The 18,347-nt window shown below is 69.4% G+C and carries 18 protein-coding genes; 5 read left to right on the forward strand and 13 right to left on the reverse strand.

Annotation, left to right across the window (positions count from 1 at the left end):
* Positions 1–38: 38 nt before the first annotated feature.
* Positions 39–1,040: a zinc-binding alcohol dehydrogenase family protein gene (locus IT779_RS15965; RefSeq protein ID WP_196150109.1), complete on the reverse strand. Its 1,002-nt coding sequence runs from the start codon at positions 1,038–1,040 to the stop codon at positions 39–41.
* Positions 1,041–1,348: 308 nt separating this feature from the next.
* Positions 1,349–1,939: an Rv1733c family protein gene (locus IT779_RS15970; RefSeq protein ID WP_196150110.1), complete on the reverse strand. Its 591-nt coding sequence runs from the start codon at positions 1,937–1,939 to the stop codon at positions 1,349–1,351.
* 234 nt (positions 1,940–2,173) lie between these two features.
* Between IT779_RS15970 and IT779_RS15975 the strand changes: the two genes are divergently transcribed.
* Positions 2,174–3,085, forward strand: coding sequence for a universal stress protein (locus IT779_RS15975; protein ID WP_196150111.1), 912 nt, complete (start codon positions 2,174–2,176; stop codon positions 3,083–3,085).
* 135 nt (positions 3,086–3,220) lie between these two features.
* Here IT779_RS15975 and IT779_RS15980 read toward each other — a convergent pair whose 3' ends face one another.
* From IT779_RS15980 to IT779_RS16010, 7 genes are all read right to left on the reverse strand, one after another.
* Complete coding sequence (locus IT779_RS15980; protein WP_196150112.1) at positions 3,221–4,204, reverse strand: LLM class flavin-dependent oxidoreductase; 984 nt, start codon at positions 4,202–4,204, stop codon at positions 3,221–3,223.
* A 13-nt stretch (positions 4,205–4,217) separates the two neighbouring features.
* On the reverse strand, positions 4,218–4,973 hold the full coding sequence (locus tag IT779_RS15985; RefSeq protein WP_196150113.1) for a hypothetical protein: 756 nt from the start codon (positions 4,971–4,973) through the stop codon (positions 4,218–4,220).
* Between the two features lie 216 nt (positions 4,974–5,189).
* Complete coding sequence (locus IT779_RS15990; RefSeq protein ID WP_196150114.1) at positions 5,190–6,467, reverse strand: PucR family transcriptional regulator; 1,278 nt, start codon at positions 6,465–6,467, stop codon at positions 5,190–5,192.
* 227 nt (positions 6,468–6,694) lie between these two features.
* Positions 6,695–7,906 (reverse strand): esterase/lipase family protein, encoded by a 1,212-nt coding sequence (locus IT779_RS15995; RefSeq protein WP_196150115.1) that lies wholly within the window; start codon positions 7,904–7,906, stop codon positions 6,695–6,697.
* A 400-nt stretch (positions 7,907–8,306) separates the two neighbouring features.
* Complete coding sequence (locus tag IT779_RS16000) at positions 8,307–9,140, reverse strand: alpha/beta fold hydrolase (RefSeq protein ID WP_196150116.1); 834 nt, start codon at positions 9,138–9,140, stop codon at positions 8,307–8,309.
* Positions 9,141–9,244: 104 nt separating this feature from the next.
* Entirely contained in the window at positions 9,245–9,580 is a 336-nt protein-coding gene (locus IT779_RS16005) for a YnfA family protein (RefSeq protein WP_196150117.1), read from the reverse strand.
* 124 nt (positions 9,581–9,704) lie between these two features.
* Positions 9,705–10,274, reverse strand: coding sequence for a TetR/AcrR family transcriptional regulator (locus IT779_RS16010; RefSeq protein WP_332838824.1), 570 nt, complete (start codon positions 10,272–10,274; stop codon positions 9,705–9,707).
* Between the two features lie 90 nt (positions 10,275–10,364).
* Here IT779_RS16010 and IT779_RS16015 point away from each other — a divergent pair, with 90 nt between their 5' ends.
* The 3 genes from IT779_RS16015 (at position 10,365) to IT779_RS16025 (ending at position 12,285) form a co-directional block, all read left to right on the forward strand.
* Positions 10,365–10,778: a nuclear transport factor 2 family protein gene (locus tag IT779_RS16015; protein ID WP_196150118.1), complete on the forward strand. Its 414-nt coding sequence runs from the start codon at positions 10,365–10,367 to the stop codon at positions 10,776–10,778.
* Between the two features lie 74 nt (positions 10,779–10,852).
* Positions 10,853–11,437: a TetR/AcrR family transcriptional regulator gene (locus tag IT779_RS16020; RefSeq protein ID WP_332838825.1), complete on the forward strand. Its 585-nt coding sequence runs from the start codon at positions 10,853–10,855 to the stop codon at positions 11,435–11,437.
* Positions 11,434–12,285: an alpha/beta fold hydrolase gene (locus tag IT779_RS16025; RefSeq protein ID WP_196150119.1), complete on the forward strand. Its 852-nt coding sequence runs from the start codon at positions 11,434–11,436 to the stop codon at positions 12,283–12,285. The genes IT779_RS16020 and IT779_RS16025 overlap by 4 nt, the downstream gene beginning before the upstream one ends.
* Here IT779_RS16025 and IT779_RS16030 read toward each other — a convergent pair.
* From IT779_RS16030 to IT779_RS16045, 4 genes are all read right to left on the reverse strand, one after another.
* Positions 12,276–13,649, reverse strand: coding sequence for a three-helix bundle dimerization domain-containing protein (locus IT779_RS16030; protein ID WP_332838826.1), 1,374 nt, complete (start codon positions 13,647–13,649; stop codon positions 12,276–12,278). The two genes, IT779_RS16025 and IT779_RS16030, sit on opposite strands and share 10 nt — an antisense overlap.
* 348 nt (positions 13,650–13,997) lie before the next feature.
* Positions 13,998–15,836: a hypothetical protein gene (locus tag IT779_RS16035; protein WP_232541808.1), complete on the reverse strand. Its 1,839-nt coding sequence runs from the start codon at positions 15,834–15,836 to the stop codon at positions 13,998–14,000.
* Between the two features lie 60 nt (positions 15,837–15,896).
* Entirely contained in the window at positions 15,897–16,253 is a 357-nt protein-coding gene (locus tag IT779_RS16040; RefSeq protein WP_196150121.1) for a nuclear transport factor 2 family protein, read from the reverse strand.
* Positions 16,254–16,289: 36 nt separating this feature from the next.
* Complete coding sequence (locus tag IT779_RS16045; protein WP_332838827.1) at positions 16,290–17,204, reverse strand: EamA family transporter; 915 nt, start codon at positions 17,202–17,204, stop codon at positions 16,290–16,292.
* 79 nt (positions 17,205–17,283) lie between these two features.
* Here IT779_RS16045 and IT779_RS16050 point away from each other — a divergent pair, with 79 nt between their 5' ends.
* A complete protein-coding gene (locus IT779_RS16050) occupies positions 17,284–18,159 on the forward strand; it encodes a LysR substrate-binding domain-containing protein (RefSeq protein ID WP_196150123.1) in 876 nt (291 codons plus the stop codon).
* Positions 18,160–18,347 lie beyond the last annotated feature (188 nt).

Here is an 18,347-nt window from a genome sequence, read left to right on the forward strand (position 1 = left end):
GCGTCGGGAGTTTCGCCGGACACCGGTCGAAGGCGTGTTCAGGGTACGAGCACGGCCGCGCCGTCGAACCTACCGTGTGCGAGGTCACGCAACGCACGATCGGCGTGTTCGAGCCGGTACGGATGGGTCGACACGTGCAGCGGATGGTGACCGGCGAAGTCCAGGAATTCTCGCGCCTGAGCGCGAGTGTTGGCGGTGACACTGCGAATCTGTTTCTCGCGGAACAGGTGTCGCTGATAGTTCAGCGCCGGGATGTCGGTGAGATGGATGCCCGCCACCGCCAGCGTGCCGCCCGCGTCCAGCGCTTGCAGCGCGGGCGGCACGAGTTCACCGACAGGGGCGAACATGATCGCGGAATCGAGCGGTTCCGGTGGCGGGTCCGACGGGCCGTGCACCGAGTGCGCGCCCAGAGCGAGCGCCAGCTCACGCGCCGCCGCGCCGCGCGTCATCACGTGAACCGTGGCGTGTCGCGCCAGTGCCACCTGGGCGGTGAGGTGAGCGCTCCCGCCGAATCCGTAGATGCCGAGCACGCCGCCCTCGGGCAGTTCGGCGCGCTGGAGCGCGTGATACCCGATGATGCCGGCGCACAGCAGCGGCGCGACCTGTTCGTCGCTGTATCCCGGCGGCAGGGGCAAGGCGAAATCAGCGGGCACGGTGGTGAATTCGGCGTATCCGCCGTCGGCGTCCCACCCGGTGTAGCGGGAGTTCGGGCACAGGTTCTCCGCTCCGCGAAGGCAATAGCGGCACGTGCCGCAGGTGTGGCGCAGCCAAGGAATACCCACTCGATCCCCCACCGCGAATTCCGAAGAGCTGTCCTGAGGCACCGCGATCACCTCGCCTACGATCTCGTGCCCCGGCACCACCGACTTCCGGTGTACGGGTAGGTCGCCTTCCACCACGTGCAGATCGGTCCGGCACACACCGCACGCCAGGACACGCACCAGCAACTCGGCGCGCCCCGGCTCGGGCATCGGCGCCGTATCGGCCTCGATCGGGGAGGTGTCGACCGGACCGGGTTCGCGCACTCGCCATGCCAGCATGCGAACCACTGTGCCGGCATCGCCTCGGAAACTCATCGAACGACTCCGCCCGGCCGAGTCGGACGCCGCGGTATCGGCCTGCCGTACTGCGATCGGGCGAGATAGACATCTCCCCCGATCGCAGTACGGCCTCCGTGGCTGTGTCGCGGTGAGCGGTGTGTCATCAGGATCGCCTGACCGCACAGCGAGATGCACTGCCCGATCTGTGGCGAGCTCGCGTCAGGTGTCGGAATCTTCGGTCGGCGCGGGGCCGAGCGCCGGCCCGCCGCCGTATCTCACCGGCCTGAACCCGTCCGAGGCATCGGGGTTCAGCGGCGATCGTGGGCGACGCTGTCGAGGGCAAGCCACTCCCGTTCCCAACGTCGCGCGTCACGTCGCCTGCACCACTGTCGCGTGCCCTCGACCGCGAGGAATCCGCTCCCGACGGTCATGGCGATCACGATGACCGCGACCGCGATCCCCGTCATGGGCGCGGCTTCGGGCCCGCGCGGAGCGTCGGTCGGCACGCCGTCGGCGTCCAACCACACGTCGAGGCGGTCCCCCTTCGCGCGCACCCGGCCGACCGGAACCACGGCGGTCCGAGTCGGATCGCCGTCACCCCATCGCACCGTCGCCCTGCGCTCGTCACCGGCGACCCGGCGCGGCTCGTCGACGATCAGTCCATCGACCACCGACACCGACGCGCGTTCGGCTCGAATCGCCGACGCCTCGGCCGAGTACGCGGCGGTCCCGAGCGCGGCCGCGACCGGCACCGAAAGCAGGCAGGCGAGGACCGCGAGAATCAGCGCCGCGCTCTCCCACCGCCGCGATCCGCGCATGAGCGGATTCGGGTTCCACGGACGCGCCCGCCACCGTGTCGACCACCACTGTCGGAACGGAATCGTCGTCACCCCGGTCATGTCCGGCCTCCCACTTCTGCCTGCGAATGTCGGTGATTGCGAGCATCACCTCGACGCGACGGTCGCGGCAGAGAACAAGGTCATCACCGTCGAGGGCGCCCGACACCGATGCCGAGCCCATCCGGCTGGGCACAACGACCCACCGTTCGGGGACCAACGCCCGCATTCCGCGGCGCGAAACCGACCTAACGTTCGATTCGACGCGATTCTCCTCGGATTCGAAGGGCCCCGGTCATGACCTCGAAGCAAGATGATCCGCACCGGCTCGCGACAGCCCCGATCGTCCTCGGCGTGGACGGCACCCCGGCCTGCGCCCAAGCGATCCGCTGGGCCGCGCGCACTGCCGCCCGGCGCGGACGGCTGCTGCACATCGTGCACGCGCTCGACCTCGCCGCCACCCGCGCGCTGCTCGGCTCCTACGACGTGCTGGTCCCCTCGGTCGTCACAGCTATGCACGACTACGCCGAACAGGTCCTGGTAGCGGCCGCGAGCCTGGCGCGCGAAGCCGCGCCCGAAGTCACCATCGCCACCGAACTGACCGAAGCCGGTCCCGCACGGTTGCTCATCGAGATGTCGAAGAGCGCGCACCTGGTCGTGCTGGGGGCGCGATCGGATGTCGGAACATCGCGCCACCTCGGGTCAACGCTGCTGAAGGTCACCGCGCACGGCCACGGCGCGATCGTGGTGGTGCACGACACCGATGTCGACGTGCGCGACGGCGCACCCGTGGTGGTCGGCGTCGACGGCAGCCCGGTCGGCGAACCCGCCATCGCCGCCGCCTTCGCCGAGGCTTCCGAACGCGCCGCGGAACTGGTCGCCGTGCACGCGTGGAGCGATATCGACGAAGGCGCGTTCGCCGGGGCCGACTACCTGCGGCTACCCATCGCCGCCCTCGAGCCCGCCGAGCGAACCCTGTTGGCCGAACGGCTGGCGGGCTGGCAGGAGAAGTATCCGGACGTGCGGGTCACCCGTGAAGTCGTCACCAGCGGACCACGACGGATACTCGCCGACCACTCGGCCACCGCCCAACTGCTCGTCGTCGGCAGCCGCGGCCGCGGCGGTTTCCGGGGCCTGCTGCTCGGCTCGACCAGCGCCTGGATCCTGCAGCGCGCCACCTGCCCCGTCATGATCGTGCATCCCGCCTGAGCGGTCCCCGGGGATCCCGAGGCGCCCGCCGGGCCCATGATCAGCTGTGACGGATCCGACCGCGGCACAGACGATCCTCGAGCGGCGCCCGTCGCCCGAGTCTCGGCGAGCGGATCAGGCCGGTGCGACTCGGGCTCACCGCGCGAGCGCGGGCAGCACTTCCGAACCGAGGATGCGCAGGCTCTCCCACCCCGCTTCCAGCGGCAGTCCGCCCATGAGCGGATTGATCGCGATCTCGCCGCGTCCCGCGCGGCACTGCGCGAGAAGTTCCGCCGCGGTGAGGATTTCGACGGTGCCGAGACGGCGCAGATCCTCGTTCGTCGCCGCGTACTGCTCGTGCGGCCGCGGCACACCCGCCCGACGCCACGAACTGTATTCGTTGGCCTCGGTGCGGAAATACTGTCCGTAGCGGCGCCAGTCGCCGTCGGGGTCGACGCTCAGATGGGTGATGGTGTTGCCCGCGCTCGGACGCATCACGAATCCCTGGCGCCCGTTCTCGGCGAGCGATTCGGTGTAGATGGCTTCGATTTCGGGCATCGGCATCGGTGGCGAGAACGGCAGGCCGAAGCGGGCGGCGCGCCGGGCGGCCGCGGCGCTCATGCCGCCGACGAACATCAGCGGATGGGGTTTGGTGGTCGGTTTGGGCGTGACCTCGATCATTCGGCCGCGATAGCGGAACGGCCCGTCCGACCAGGCGGCGAGCAACACTTCGAGGCATTCGTCCATCTGTCGGGCGCGGGTTCCCCAGTCCCGGCCCAGCGCCTCGTATTCCTCGGGGCGGTAACCCATTCCGGCGACGAAGCTGAACCGCCCGTCGGCCAGGTTGTCGAGTACGGCGATGTCCTCGGCCAGCTTCACCGGATCGTAGAGCGGGATCAGCAAGGCGTTGACGCTGATTCGGATCCGGGAGGTGCGTGCCGCGACGGCGGCGGCCATGACCAGCGGCGAGGGCAGCCAACCGGTGGCGGCCAAGTGGTGTTCTTCGCAGCTGACGGCGGTCATGCCGTGGCTGTCGGCGTAGGCGGCCATGTCGAGGGCGGCGCGGTAGCGGGCACCGTGGTCGGCGGCGGGGTCGGCGGTGTTGGTCATGTTCAGGCGCAGGGCGCTGATCGGTGGCACGTCGGGTCGCCGATCACCACACGCCGCGGGCGGCGCGGGCCCGCCACAGGTCGACGACGGCGGGATCGAAGGGGTTGTGTCCGCGCGGGTCCGGTGTCCCTCGGTGTCCGTGGTCGTCGGCGAGTTCGGCCAGCCGCGCCGCACCCACCGCGCGCCAGCCGTTGGCCAGCGCCCAGGCGTAGAGGCTTTCGGCGGTGAACGGCTGGTGGGCGGCGCGCAGGATGTCCAGGATGGCGGTGGCGTCGCGGCAGTCCGGCGCCGAGGTGAGGGTGACCGGGTGGCAGACCAGTCGGGACAGGGTGCGCAGCGCTTGGTCGGTGACGGGGGTGACCGCGGTCGGCGGCCGCGGTGTCATGGATTGTCCGAGCAGTTCGGGTCGGGTGAGCGTCGCCCAGGCGCCCACGTCGACGAGTTCGAGTGGCACGACGCACAATCCGGCGGTGCGCGGGTCGTCGGCGAGGTCGATGAGGTCGTCGCGCTCGGGCCACACGGCCAGCACGACCCCGTGCCATCCGTCGGGCACGGGGTCGGCGGCGGTGGTGGTGAGTACGGCTCGGTGGTCCGCGACGAACGCGCGCACCGTCGAGTCGCTCGACACGGTGGTGGGCAATCGCAGCAGCGGTGTGCCGCCGACACGGCGGGAGGTGCCGCGCACCCAGTCGAGCGCGTCCCGCAGTCCCTGGTTTCCCCGCACGGTCGCCATCGCGGTCGGATAGCACCATCTGCGCTCGCAGACGGCTGCGTCGAGTCCGTGAACGACATCGTTCATCGAATTGCCTCACTGCGGACGTGCCGTTCGGGACGGGCACCGACCGATGCGATCCCGCACCGCCACGTCCGCGGGGACGGTGCGGGGTGCAGGCCGGGGTGACCGGGCGAGGATCCGACTGCAACGAACCACACGACCGGACAGATGTCCGACAATAGTGTCTGGACACTTATCTGGTCAGCGATTCGACAAAACTCCCGCGAGAGCGGCGCCCGCTCACGGCGGACCGTCAGTTTCCACTTCCGTCGGCGGCATCGCCGCGCCCGTCCCGGCGGGTGCGTCCCCCGCGATCCGAGCGATCAGCGCCGAGTGTAGATAGATGAGCCCGTCGAGTCGGGTCGGATCGCAGTCGGTGAGCTGGCCGATGCGTTTGAGTCGGTAGTCGACGGTATTGGGGTGCACGTCCAACGCACGGGCGGTGGAGCGGCGATTGAGGTTGTTGGCCAGGTGACAGGTGAGGGTCTGCATGAGCTCGGGATGCTCGGCCACCGGATCCAACACCTCGCGCAGATGGTCGAGCGCACGGCCGGGGCGGGTCATCTGATGGTGGATGGCGATATCGGACAGCCGATACAGGCCGCGCCGGAACTGCATGGTGCGCGCGGTGTCGAGCATGTCGTGCACCTCGCGCGCGGTGTCCGGGATCGACTCCGGCGGCGCGCTCATCGTGGCGGCCGTGACGGGCGCCCCGGCCGCCGTCGACAAGGACTCGATCAGGTCGTCGAGATCGTCGTCGCCGAACGCGCGCGTCGGCACGAGCACGGTTCCGCCGGTGACGCCGAGCAATGCCAGCGCCGCACCGCCGCAGCGCGCCGCGAGTTCGGACTGCACGCGACGCAGTTTGCGCCGCGCCGCGATATCGGCCGCGAGTCCGGGGGTCCGCTCCTCGTCGTGCGGCGCGATGGCCACGGCCACAACGTGATAGCGCTCGGCGATGTCGATCCCACAGCGCCGCGCCACACCCGAATCGGTGTGTCCGCTCAGCAGTGCCGTGGTGAGCGTGTGCGCGGCGGTGTGGTGTTCGCCGACGACCGAACGCAGTTCGCGGATGTAGGCGCGGGTGATGGTGGTGGTGATGAGTTCGAGGATGTCCAGTTGCCGTCGGGCGCTGTCGCGCACCGACTCGAAATCCGCGGGCGTTGCGCCGGAATGCAGCAGGTCCGCGCCGATTCGGAACGTCTCGTACACCGACCGCTGGATGACGTCGAGTGCGATGCCCTGCCGCGCCCACTGTTCCACCACGCCCTCGAGCCGGGTGATCGTCTCGGGGACGTCCTCACCGTCGAGCATGCGCACCGCCACGTCCAGGCACAGCCGAGTGACGGTGGCGACCTCGCCGTTCAGCCGCTGGCCGGGTGCGGGCCGACACGGCAGGACATTGTCGGCCAGGTGCCCCACCATCTTCCGCGAGACGGTCCGCACATCCCGCAACGGAGAGGTGAACGGTTGCCCCGATGCCATGCGGCCGATCCGCGGCGCGTCGCGTATGGCCATGATCGGCTCCTTCCGGTCACTGCGAATGCTCCGCGAGACAACCCACGGTAGCCAGGTGGCGGTCCCGCGCCGAAGGTGTTCGCGCGAGCGTTCTACATCCTCCCGACTCGGACCGGACGGTTTCGTGACCGCTCACAGCCGGTGCGGTGCCGCGAATGTCACCGCACCGGCGCGACAGCGGCGGCGCGACCTGTCCGCCGCGCCGCCGCCATCGGAGATGTCCGAGGTCAGAGCCTGCCGCCGCCCCCGATCAACCACGGGTTGAATGTGCACTTCAGGTTCGGATTGGCAGCCGGATCAAGCGCCCGCAGCACAATCGACAGCGCACGCGGGGAGTACATCATGGTCAGGTGGTCGGAGCCGTCGTCACCGCAGCCGTCCTGCAGGGTGATGTTGTGGACAGTCGCTCCCGGGCCCGCCTTCAGGAATGTCGAGTCCCACGGAGTGGTGATCTCGTCGTTCCGGGTTCCGATGACGGTGTACTCGATTCCGGAAACGGTGTCCCCGTTGGCATTGAGTTTCTTGATGAAATCGGATCCGATGGTCTGCTGGATTCCGCTCTGCCCCACGAGGAGTTGAGCGATGCCGAGAACATCGATGCCGATATTATTGATCGCCCGGCCGAGACCGGCGATACCGTCGAGATCGGTTCCGTGAAAGGTCGCCCCGAGCGCGATCAGATTCTGAACCTTGGACGCCCCGTTCTCGTATTTGGTGTAATAGCTGGACATCGAGCCACCCTGGGAATGGCCGATGAGATCGACTTTGCTCGCCCCGGTCGCCGCGAGCACACGGTCGACGAAGATTCCGAGCTGCTTGGCCGATGTGGGGATGTCGCCGGTGCCGTAGGTACCGGGCAGCAGCGCGCCGATCCCGCCACCCTGCAGCAGATCCGACTTGCCGTAGTTGAAGGTGAAGACGCAGAACCCGGCGTCCTTGATCGGCTTGCTCATGTACGCATAGGTGTTGTAAGCGCTCAGGAAGGTGCCGTGCACCGCGATCACCGGGCGCGGATGCGCCGCGGTCGGCTTACATTTCCAGTCGTTGGTGCCGGGCGGCGCGACATTGGGATTGCTGAGACCGTGCACGTATGCCGCGGTCCACGCGGTCATTTCGGGACCGTACCCCACGGTGTCGCTCGCCGAACTGCTCGCCGAACCGGAACTGCTTCCCGACGCGGACCCGGACTCCGCGACCGCTTTGGCCTTGCCGTCCGCGTTGATGGTGTCGACGAGGTCCTGTTCGGTCAGCGCCTGGCCCGCGGGTTTCGCCGCAGGCGGCGCCGCACTCGTCGACGGGGCGGTGGTCGACGGTGTCGTCGTCACCGGCGCGGCCTGAACGGTGCCCGCGACCACGCCCGAGACGAGCGCGACGGCGCCGACCACCGCGGCCAATCGTGAACGGCGTAGGCCTGATCGGCCCGTTGCCCTAATCTTCATCAGTTGCCTTTCCGAGCAATACAGCAGTCCGTACGCGAATTCCGCGACTTGTCCACGGCGAGATCGGACTGTGATCAGCGTGGGTCACGCCAGGATCGGAAACCTATGTGCGAGCGGGATAATCGGGCAGATCATCATTTCGACCATGGGCGTTTAGGACCGGACACAGAGGCAACGCCGCGGCTGCACAGCCGTATTGTGAGAAGACCCCAGGGGATCCGGAGAAATTTGTCGAGGCTGTCGCGCTCGGAGAACCACCGGGTGGAAGACGGGTCGGCGCCACGAGAAAGGTCACCGCGAGCGACGGCGAGGCGAACCGAGCGCGCCGCACCGATCGGCGGTGCTCGGTCGGACGAGTGCTCGCGGTGGTAGCGGGGCGGGCGCCGAGCGCGGCTCGTGCTCAGGCGATGCGCAGTACCTCGCGCAGGCGGGTGACGAATTCGGGGGTCTTGTCGACGAATCCGGTGTGGTCGCCGGGGAATACGTAGGGGTCGAGGCCGAGGTGGTGGGCGAGAGCTCGGGAGGTGCGGTCGCAGATCTGGCCCGCGGATTCCGCGCCGATGCCGACGATGACGCGGGTCGGGGCCGCGGTGAGAGCGGCGATGTCGGGTTCCCAGGTGGTGGTGGCGCGCATTTCGTGTTCGAACCAGTACTTCTCGCTCGCGACCTGGGCGGGATCGCGGTCGCCGCCGAACATTTGGGCGAGGACCGGTTCGGGGATGTCGATGCAGGCCTGCGCGAAGAATCCGCGCCAGCCGCCGAGGACATCGCCCGACAGGTAGGTGGCGATCAGGTTATCGGTGCCCGCGCGGAGGTGTTCGCGATCCTCGAGCAGGGCGATCGAGGGCGGTTCGTGCGTGACGACCGTGGTCACCAGATCGGGCTGTTCCTGCGCCAGCGCCAGTGCGCTCACCGCGCCGCCGCTGGATCCGAAGACGATCGCGGGGCCCACGTCGAGGTGGGTGATGAGGGCAGCGAGGTCGGCGGCGCGCAGTGGCGGGGTGGAGTCGCGCGACGGGTCGTGCAGCGGGCTGCGTCCGTGCCCGCGTGGATCGGTGGTCAGCACGGTGCGGCCGGAGGCGAGCATCTCGGCCATGGGGGCGAAGGCGTCGGCGGTCATGGGCGCGCCGACCAGCACGATGAGGGGGCCGTCTCCGCGCACTTCGTAGTGCAGCGTCCCGTCGGGCACGGTCAAGGTGTGTTCGGTGACCGGGGTGGTCGGGGTTCGGGTCATGGGCGCTCCTTCGGGCGTGCGGAACCGAGTTCGTCAGTGCTGACGGCCCGCGTCCGCCGAACTCATCGCCGCCCCGTGAACTTTTTCCGCGCCCCGGGACACGTTCAAGCCGGCCGGGGCGCGTACATGATCACGGCGACCCCGATCAGGCAGATCGCCGCGCCGGTAACGTCCCAGCGGTCGGGTCGGAAACCGTCGAATGCCATGCCCCACAGCAGGGATCCGGCGACGAACACGCCACCGTAGGCGGCGAGGATGCGCCCGAAGTTCGCGTCGGGTTGCAGGGTGGCGACGAATCCGTAGAGGCCGAGGGCGATGATGCCCGCGCCGATCCAGGCCGCTCCTCGGTGTTCGCGCACGCCCTGCCAGACCAGCCACGCTCCGCCGATCTCGGCGAGCGCGGCGAGGAGGAACAACAGGATCGAGCGCGCCACGGTCATGGTCGGAGCCTAGATCCGCGGGGGTATCGCGGCGCGTCCGGCGTTCGCGACACCTCCGAGTCCCTCCTGCGCGGTCAGGCCTCAGACGCCGTGGAGCATGGACCTCACCCCGGCCCGACCGACGTCAGCGCGTACGAAGGCCGTCGAACACCACGTCGAAGACGCGGGGTCGGTGGGTCGGCGGGGTCGCGGTGGCGTAGGCGGCGGTGAAGGCGCCTTTGAGGACCTGCATCAGGTCCGCGACGTCGATGTCCGAACGCACCGCGCCCGCATCCTGGGCGCGCTCGAGCAGAACCGCGAGCGCGGCGTGTAGTTCGCGTGCCGGTTCCAGGAAACGCACGGAGTCGTGGCCGCCCACGGCATCGGCGAGGTCGCGTTTGACGGCTCCGTCTTCGACCATGCGGTCCAGGAATTCGAAGAAGGCGACGCCGGGATCCTCGGCGTCGGCGAGGGACCGAGCCGCGGCGGTCATGCGCTCGACACGGTCCACGATTGCGGCTTCGAAGAGAGCCTCCTTGGTGGGGAAATGGCGGTAGACCGTCCCCGCGCCGACGCCGGCTCGCCGGGCGATCTCGTCCAGCGGGACCGCGATGCCTTCGGCCGCGAAAGCCGCTCTGGCGGCGGCGAGTACGCGGTCCCTGTTGCGCCGCGCGTCGGCCCGCAACGCCTTCGGTTCCGCGCGCGAATCGGTCACGAAGGAGAAGTGTAGTCGAGCCGTTGACAAACGGGGCGCACGTTCCGGATCATAAACGGGGCGTACGTTCCGAATAGTCAGGAGTCGATGATGCAGAGCCCACGCGAAGTGGTCGAGCGTTTGTTCCAGGAATTGCCCGCCCGTGATGCCGACAGGTTCGTCGCGCTACTCGCCCCGGACGCGGTCTTCGAAATCCCGTTCGCCGTCCCCGGCATGCCGACCCGCCTGCGGGGCCGCGACGAGATTCGACGGCACCTCGAGCAACGCTGGTCGGGGTTGACCGATATCCAGGTGCACGGCATCCATCCCGTGGTGTACGAGACGACCGATCCCGAAGTGGTGCTCGTGGAGAACGAGGTCGACATGAGTCGCCCGAACGCGCCGAGAGAGCGAGTTCGCACGTCCGTCAACGTGATACGAGTACGCGACGGTGAGGTCGTACTCTTTCGCGACTACATGGACACCGCACGAACGGCACGGCTGTCCACGCACCAGACCTCCTGAGCCCACCCGAAGGGTTGTGGAAGCTAGGATCCCTAGGGTAAAAACTAGGAGTCCTAGCTTTCGAGGGGTGGATCATGATGGCACGAGCCGGGTTGACGGCCGACCGCATCACCGAGGTCGCGGCCGCACTCGCCGACGAGATCGGCTTCGACGCGGTCACCATGTCCGAGGTGGCACGGGTGTTCGGCGTCAAGGACGCGAGTCTGTATTCCCATGTCCGGAATCTGCGGGAGTTGCGGGCCAGAATCGCGGCGGCCGCGGCGGCCGAGAAGTCCGAACTCATCGCCGACGCGGTGGCGGGACGTTCCGGAAAGGCGGCGTTGCGCGCGTTCGCCGACACCTATCGCGAGTACGCGCTGGCTCATCCCGGCCGCTACGCCGCGACGCAGACGCCCTTCGACCCCGACATCGGCGTCGACTTCCCCGGCGCGGTGCGCGCCGTCGAGTTGACCTACGGAATGCTGCGCGGCTACCACCTGAGCGAGCCGGATCTCACCGACGCGGTTCGCCTGCTGCGCAGCACCTTCCATGGTTTCACCGCGCTCGAGGCCGCGGGTGGATTCGGGCACGCGCGACCGACGGCGAGTTCGTGGGACCGTGTCGTCGACGCGCTGCACCAGACCCTCACCCGGTGGCCCGCCGCACAGGTGAACCCGTGACCGCCCCCGACGTCGGCTCCCTGCCCGTGCCCGGCGCCACGCTGCACTACGAGATACGCGGCCACGGTCCGCTGCTCCTACTGCTGCCGGGCAGCGGTGGCGATGCCGTGATCTTCGACCCGATCGCCGATCGGCTCGCCACCCTGTTCACCGTGGTCGCCCTCGATCCGCGCGGGTATTCCCACAGCGTCCTGGATCACGACACCTCCCCCGAACAGCACGTCGAGATCCAATCCGACGACGCCTACCGACTGCTCACCCACCTGTTGCCCGACGGCGAATCCGCCTACGTGTTCGGTGGCAGCGGCGGCGCCATCGTGGCCATGGACCTGCTGGCCCGCCACCCGCGGATCCTGCATCGCGTCCTCGCCCACGAGCCGCCCTGTTTCGCGGTGCTGCCCGACGCGGCCGATCATCACGCCTTCGTCGACGAGGTGTACCGACGGTTCCGCATCGACGGAATGGCCGCGGCTTCCGCTTGTTTCGTGGCGGGAATCGGCGGAACGCTGCGTCCTCTCCCCGATCCCGCCGACCTGCCGCCGCGCGCCGCGGACATGGTCACGCGCCTGGCGGCGAACGCCCCGCTGATGATGGAATACGAGCTGCGCCGATTCACCGCGCACCGACCGGATATCGACGCGCTCGCCCCGCACGCCGACCGTCTCACGTTGGGCGCGGGGCGCGAGACCCGAGGCCATCTCCCCTACCGTCCCGCCGCGCACCTGGCCGCGCGACTCGGCCTCGAGGTGGCCGAATTCCCCGGTGGGCACAGCGGTTTCACCGACGCGCCCGCCGAATTCGCCGAGCGGCTGATCGCCGAACTGCTCGCCTCCCCGGGTCAGTTGTAGGTTCTGGAGACGCCGTCGAGGAGGTGTTCGAGGGTGTCGTAGGTGGGGGTTTCGACGACGTCGATCAAGTCGGCGGCCACCGGCATTCCCTTGGTGGCGGTGGCGAATTCGGCGGCGTCGCCGGTGCGGAAGCCGTGTTCGGCGGCCAGGCGACGCAGGGCGGGGTCGCCGGTGAGCAGTCGTCCGAGTTGGTCACCGCCCGCGCGCAGCGGAACGAGGGTGTGCTTGGACAGCACGGTCGGTGACGGATAGGTCAGCACCATACCGGGTTTCACCTGGCCGCGGGCGATCGCCTCCACGAACTGGGCCTCGTAGATCAGCACCAAGGGCGTGGCGCCCATGCCGGAGGTCAGGTATTCCTGGAACGGGCCTTCGGTGGTGCTCTCGGTGTATCCCTGGCCGACGAACAGTTTCGAAACCGTCGGCAGCACGGACTGTTCGGCGGCGCCGCCCTGCACGATCGCGTTGTCGTTGGCGACGAAACTCGCGATCGACAGGTACATCGCCGCCGAGTTCGAGGTGCGCGGATCGGTGGTGGAGACCAGGATGTTCTTGCGCACCGGGTAGGCGGTGTTGTCGGGCAACTGCGCCCATTCGGTGTTGACGCGCACCAGTTCCAGGTAGCGTCCGATGTCGAAAGTCGGCGCCGGGCCTGGCTTCACGACGTTCGCGCGGGTCAGCAGGTCGGCGATCGGCTGGAAGGTCGCGATCGCCATCGGCGAGGAGAACGGCGTGTACTTGGCGGTGATGTTGCGGGCGCGCAGAATTCGTTCGGCGGCGGGCGCGCTGGAGGGGAAGGCGAAGTCGAAGGCGTTCAGGTCGAGCGAGGTCGCGATCTGGCGTGATCCGGCCGCTTCGACCTCGACCCGCAGCCCGTGCGCGGCCAATGCCGCACCGACCCTCGGGTCGCTGAAGAACGGGATCTTCTCCGATCCGACCGCGCCGCGCACCACATTCGACGCGGGCGCCTCGGATGCGGCGGCGGGCGCGGGCGCACCACCGCGGCGCACCCCGACACCGACGGCAACGGCGCCGACCACGACGGCGGCGCCACCGAGTATCAGCGCGTCGCGCCTGCTCGGCAGTGGTGGCCGACGGGCGGAGGTCTCGGCGGGCGCCGGGGCGGCGGTGCCGGAAACCGTTGTCTCATCATCCGATTCGCCGACGGAGTCCAGCTCGAGCCGCACGATACGCTCGATGAGGATGGGCACGAACTCACGCACCGGATGCCCGGCGAACCGGCTGCGCGCGGCGGCGATGGCGGCTTCCACGTGTTGGACGGAATGCATCTCGCCGTAGGTATCGAGCAGACCGTCGGTCACCCGGCGAATCGCCTGTTCCTCACGCGCCGTATCGACAGCCACCACATCTCCCTCGACCGAGAACACCCACGGACCCGCGCGGGAACACTTCGGAGAAGGACCGCGCGCCGAAACCCTACGGCATCACACCGCGTCCGACCGGCCGAACATTCCACCCCGGAGACCCGGATGAACTGCGGCACTTGATATCTCAACGACCACGTCACCGCAGGTGGGAACCGGTGCCGACATGCCCGTACGACACACCGAACCACGAACCCGTGTCCGACAGAGTTCTCGAGGGTATCCACCGCCGGCCATCGACCGTTGCGCTGACGTTCACGGCACACGCTCCGCACGAGCGACAGACCGGTCGTTGCGGCCGGATCGGACAGCGCCCTGGCGGCGGGTTCAGAAGTCGTAGGAGGCGACGCCGACGGGCCCGACTCCGACACACAGGTCGAGCCCCGGCGTGACCGGTCCGACGCGCAGCGCCGATCCGCTGCCGATCACCCGCACGAAGACCGTGTTCAGACCGGGCCGCACCGGAACCGTGACCACCCGCCCGTACTCGAGCGACACGGTCATGCGGCCTTCGCCACTGGCGAGATAGTTGATCTGCGCGGTCCATTCGTGTTCGAGCATCGGGCCGTCCAGCGGCAGCGACGCGGGTTGCGGGCCGGGCACGCGGTAGCCGCAGTCGGGGTCGGGACCGGGCAGGACGCTGCGGTTCCACCAGACCACGGCGTCCACGAAGCGACCGCTGTCGGCGATCATGCGCAGGCGCGTCGTCGATTCGGCGAACAGACCGGGCGGCGCCACCGGCGCGAGCACCCGTGCGGCCAGGTTGTCCGGGTAGGCCGTGGGGTTGAGCACGTTCCACGGCACCTCCTGATCCAACAGCGGCACCCCGTCCCAGTGCTCGAGTTCGGCGCGCACGGTGTTGAGGTAGCCCTCGGTGGGCGTCACCCGCCACGACCGCACGAAGGTGACCGTCGAGATCAGGCAGCTCACCAGGAACAGGGCCGTGAGCGCGACGGCCACGCGCGCGCCGGGCGTCACGGTGCGCGGTCGCGGTCGGGCGCGGGCGAGGATCGCCATCGCGGCGGCCACGACCACCGCGGCGTCGGCGAAGTAGCGCAGCGACTGCATCAACTCCCCCGCCGTGTTCGGCCCGGAACGCGCCAACGCCACCGGCAATTGCGCCAGCAGCACGTAACCGACGGCCAGGATCAGCACGGGGACCACGCGTCGCCGCGCGCGCACCGCCCACGCGGCCGCGGCGATCACCACCGCCCACGACAGCACCATCGCCCACCGGGGCGGATCGGCCCACGGGGTGGACGGCAGCCAGCGCTCCCACACCCACGGCCCGCCGAGCAACGCGGGCACCAGACCGTAGGAGGTCGCGCCAGGCAGCAGACCGCGCACGTCACCGACGCTGTGGTGCGCGCCCGAGATCTCGACCGCCGTCAGATAGGCGCCCGCCCAGCAGGCCACCGCGATCCCGGAGCCGATCCACAGCGGCGCGCCGCGGCGGGCGACCGTGCGCACCGGCCGTTCGCGACGGCCGACATGGAACACCAACACCGCCACCGCGAACGCGACGACCGGCACGAGCACGGCCTTCTCGAAGAACAGCAGCGCGAATACGAGCACCGCGACGCCGGAGATCGCGTGCCGCACGCGCCGGGTACGCACCAGCAGGACCGCGTCGCCGATCACCCACGCGAGCGCGAATTGCAGGGGCAGCGCGTTGAGCGCCGCCGACCACCATGCGAACGCGGTGAGGCTCAGCGGCGCGAACAGGTAGAACACCAACGGGATCAGTGCCGTTCGACGCACCCCGACCAGGACGAACACCATGCGCAGCACCGCCAGCGACGCCGCCGCCTGCATGGCGAGCAGCACGGCGACCGGCAGCGCCCACCGCAGTGGCGCGACCTCGGTGACCACCTTCGTCAGGCCGAAGGCCATCGGCATGAGGTGGCCGTCGTGGTCGAACAGCAGCAGATCCTCCGACAGCAGCGGATAGCGCGCGGCGCGACTGAACAGGATCAGGTCGTCCCAGTAGAAGTAGCCGCTGCCCGCCACCCACCAGCGCACCAGCAGTTGCGCGACGATCGCGGCGAAGGCGGCCACCAGGACGCCGTCGCGGCCGCGGAGCCGATCGCGCCATCGGCGGGGGTCCGGTGCGTGCTCATCCGTTTCGGACGACAGCCGCGAACGAGGGGCGAGCGCGATATCCATCGCGTACCACCCTAGCCGGCGACTTGTCGGCGAGCCACGCCCGGGACACGCCGACGCGGTTCATCGCAGCGCGGTGATGTCGGCGTAGACGCGGTAGCCGACGATCGCGCCGTCGCGGATGTCGAGGAAGGTCGCGAATCGCGCGCCGGTGGTGGTCGCGTCGAGCCGCTCGTAGTGCACGGTGCCCTCGCATACCGACAGGGGCCCGTCGGCGGCGATGGAGTCGAACTCGTGGCGCATGCTCGCGATGCTCGCGAAGAACGCGCGGTTGGCCTCGATCACGGCCGCGCGGCCGCGCACGGGTTCGGCGTTGCCGAAGCGGAACACCACGTCTTCGTGGAGGAACCGCCCGAGCGCGTCGGCGTCGCGGCGATCGACCTCGGTGTAGAGGGCCCTGACGAAATCATCGGTGGTCATCTCGTTCTTCCATTCGCCGGATATCTTCGACAAGCGTTATACGGCAGCGTTTTCCGGCAACTCGCGCGCACGAGACGGTCGTGTTCGACCGGTGAGTTGGGTCGCCAGCACGGCCGCCAGCACCACGGTGAATCCGGCGAGTTGCAGCGGCCCGAACGACTGTCCGAGCACGACCACACCGAGTACGGCGGCCACCATCGGGGACAGCAGGCCCAGGATCGCGACCGAGGTCACCGGCAGCACCGCCAGCCCACGGAACCACAGGATGTAGGCGAGCGCGCCGCCGACGAGTCCGAGCCACAGGTAGCCGAGCAGCGCGGCGGAATCGACCGGCGGGGGCGTCCCCTCGACCAGCAGCGTCACCGGCAGCAGGATCACCCCGCCCGCGGTGAGTTGCCAGCCCGCGAACGTGGCGGGCCCGCAGTAGTCGGGTCGGCCCCAGAGTTTGGTGAGCGTCACCCCGAAGGCCATCACCACCGCCGCGCCGAGTCCGGCGAGTATCCCGAGCGCGTCGAAGCGGGCGGCGGGTCCGAGCACCACCATGGCGACGCCGACCGCGCCCGCGGCCGCCCATCCCAGCCGCGCGATCGACGGCCGTTCCCGCAGCACCAGCACCGCGAGCACGGCGACGACGGTGGGCGCGAGGGCCGCGACCGTCGCGGCGACTCCACCGGGCAGGCGCTGCGCGGCCACGAACAGCAGCGGGAAGAACAGTCCGATATTGAGCGCGCCGAGCACCGCCGACCGCCACCACCATTCGCCGCGCGGGGCGGTGCGCGAGAAGGCGAGTACGAGCAGTCCGGCGGGCAGCGCCCGCGCCAGCGCGGCGAACAGCGGGTGACCGGGTGGCAGCAGTTCGGTGGTGACGACGTAGGTGGTGCCCCAGACCATCGGCGCGAGCGCGGTTTTCGCGATGCGCGCCGCAGGCCCGGCGCTCGGGATCGAATTCACGGTCTCAGTCTCGATCCGCACCCGTCGATGAGTCCAACACATGATTGCGATCGGATTGATCGTGATTCACGATTGATCCATGGAATTGCAGCACCTTCGGTACGTCCTGGCCGTGGCCGAGACGCGGAACTTCACCCGCGCGGCCGAGCGGTGCTTCGTCGCCCAGTCCGCGCTGAGTCATCAGATCGCGCGACTGGAGAAGGAACTCGGCGCCCGGCTGTTCGACCGCACCAGCCGCAGGGTCCGCCTCACCCCGGCGGGCGAGGCGCTGTTGCCCGCGGCGCGGCGTTGCGTCGAGGCCGCCGAACGCGCCGCCGCCGATGTGGCCGCAGCCGTCGGTGAGATACGCGGACGGTTGACGATCGGGGTGATTCCCACCGTCGCCGCCGTCGACATCCCGGACCTGTTGCGCGAGTTCCACCGTCGATATCCGCAGGTCAAGGTCGGGTTGCGGGACGGGCCGAGCGGCCGGTTGACCGAACTCGTCCGTGACGGAGCGATCGATCTCGCCTTTCTCGGACTTCCCGCGTCGCAACAACCTTCGGGAGTGCACAGCCACGCGTTCGCCGAAGACCGGCTCGTCGCGGTGGTCGCCCCCGGTCATCCCCTCACCGAGCACGCCGAAGTCGACATGGTGACGCTGGCCGCCGAGGTCTTCGTCGACTTTCCGCCCGGAAGCGGCGGCCGTGCCCAATCCGATCAGGCGTTCGCGGCCGCGGACCTGAGCCGCGATGTCGCCTTCGAGGTCACGACAGCCGAACTCATGGCGGGTCTCATTCGCGCCGAACTCTGCATCGGCCTGTTGTCGGCCACCTTCACGTCCCGACTCACCGGAATCGCGACCATACCCGTGCGCGAAGGTCCGACGCGCGTGGAACATCTGGTGTGGAGCACGGCGGGACCGACGCCTGCCGCCACGGCCTTTCTCGACCTCGTCGGTGTCGCGTTCACCTGACGAGCGGCCTCGCCCCGCCGGTGTGTCAGCGGTCCTGACCCTCGCGCCGCGCGGGTTGTCCGGCGGCGCGGAACACCGGGGGACGGTCCGCGTCCGGCGACGGGGGCGCGTGGTCGGTCCGAGCCGGTTCTATCCGGCGACTGAACAGCTTCGAGTGATCTTCGTGCACGTGGTGTGTTCCTTGGTCT

Origin of the sequence: Nocardia bovistercoris (assembly GCF_015674855.1) — a bacterium.
GTDB lineage: Bacteria > Actinomycetota > Actinomycetes > Mycobacteriales > Mycobacteriaceae > Nocardia > Nocardia bovistercoris.

What these genes read in the sequence shown, in the direction of transcription:
- IT779_RS15990 (WP_196150114.1), bottom strand. Translation starts at nt 6,467, where the DNA reads ATGGCCATACGCGACGCGCCGCGGATCGGCCGCATGGCATCGGGGCAA.
- IT779_RS16005 (WP_196150117.1), bottom strand. Translation starts at nt 9,580, where the DNA reads ATGACCGTGGCGCGCTCGATCCTGTTGTTCCTCCTCGCCGCGCTCGCC.
- IT779_RS16015 (WP_196150118.1), top strand. Translation starts at nt 10,365, where the DNA reads ATGCAGAGCCCACGCGAAGTGGTCGAGCGTTTGTTCCAGGAATTGCCC.
- IT779_RS15965 (WP_196150109.1), bottom strand. Translation starts at nt 1,040, where the DNA reads ATGCTGGCATGGCGAGTGCGCGAACCCGGTCCGGTCGACACCTCCCCG.
- IT779_RS16035 (WP_232541808.1), bottom strand. Translation starts at nt 15,836, where the DNA reads ATGGATATCGCGCTCGCCCCTCGTTCGCGGCTGTCGTCCGAAACGGAT.
- IT779_RS16020 (WP_332838825.1), top strand. Translation starts at nt 10,853, where the DNA reads ATGATGGCACGAGCCGGGTTGACGGCCGACCGCATCACCGAGGTCGCG.
- IT779_RS16000 (WP_196150116.1), bottom strand. Translation starts at nt 9,140, where the DNA reads ATGACCCGAACCCCGACCACCCCGGTCACCGAACACACCTTGACCGTG.
- IT779_RS15985 (WP_196150113.1), bottom strand. Translation starts at nt 4,973, where the DNA reads ATGAACGATGTCGTTCACGGACTCGACGCAGCCGTCTGCGAGCGCAGA.
- IT779_RS16050 (WP_196150123.1), top strand. Translation starts at nt 17,284, where the DNA reads ATGGAATTGCAGCACCTTCGGTACGTCCTGGCCGTGGCCGAGACGCGG.
- IT779_RS15995 (WP_196150115.1), bottom strand. Translation starts at nt 7,906, where the DNA reads ATGAAGATTAGGGCAACGGGCCGATCAGGCCTACGCCGTTCACGATTG.
- IT779_RS15975 (WP_196150111.1), top strand. Translation starts at nt 2,174, where the DNA reads ATGACCTCGAAGCAAGATGATCCGCACCGGCTCGCGACAGCCCCGATC.
- IT779_RS15970 (WP_196150110.1), bottom strand. Translation starts at nt 1,939, where the DNA reads ATGACCGGGGTGACGACGATTCCGTTCCGACAGTGGTGGTCGACACGG.
- IT779_RS16040 (WP_196150121.1), bottom strand. Translation starts at nt 16,253, where the DNA reads ATGACCACCGATGATTTCGTCAGGGCCCTCTACACCGAGGTCGATCGC.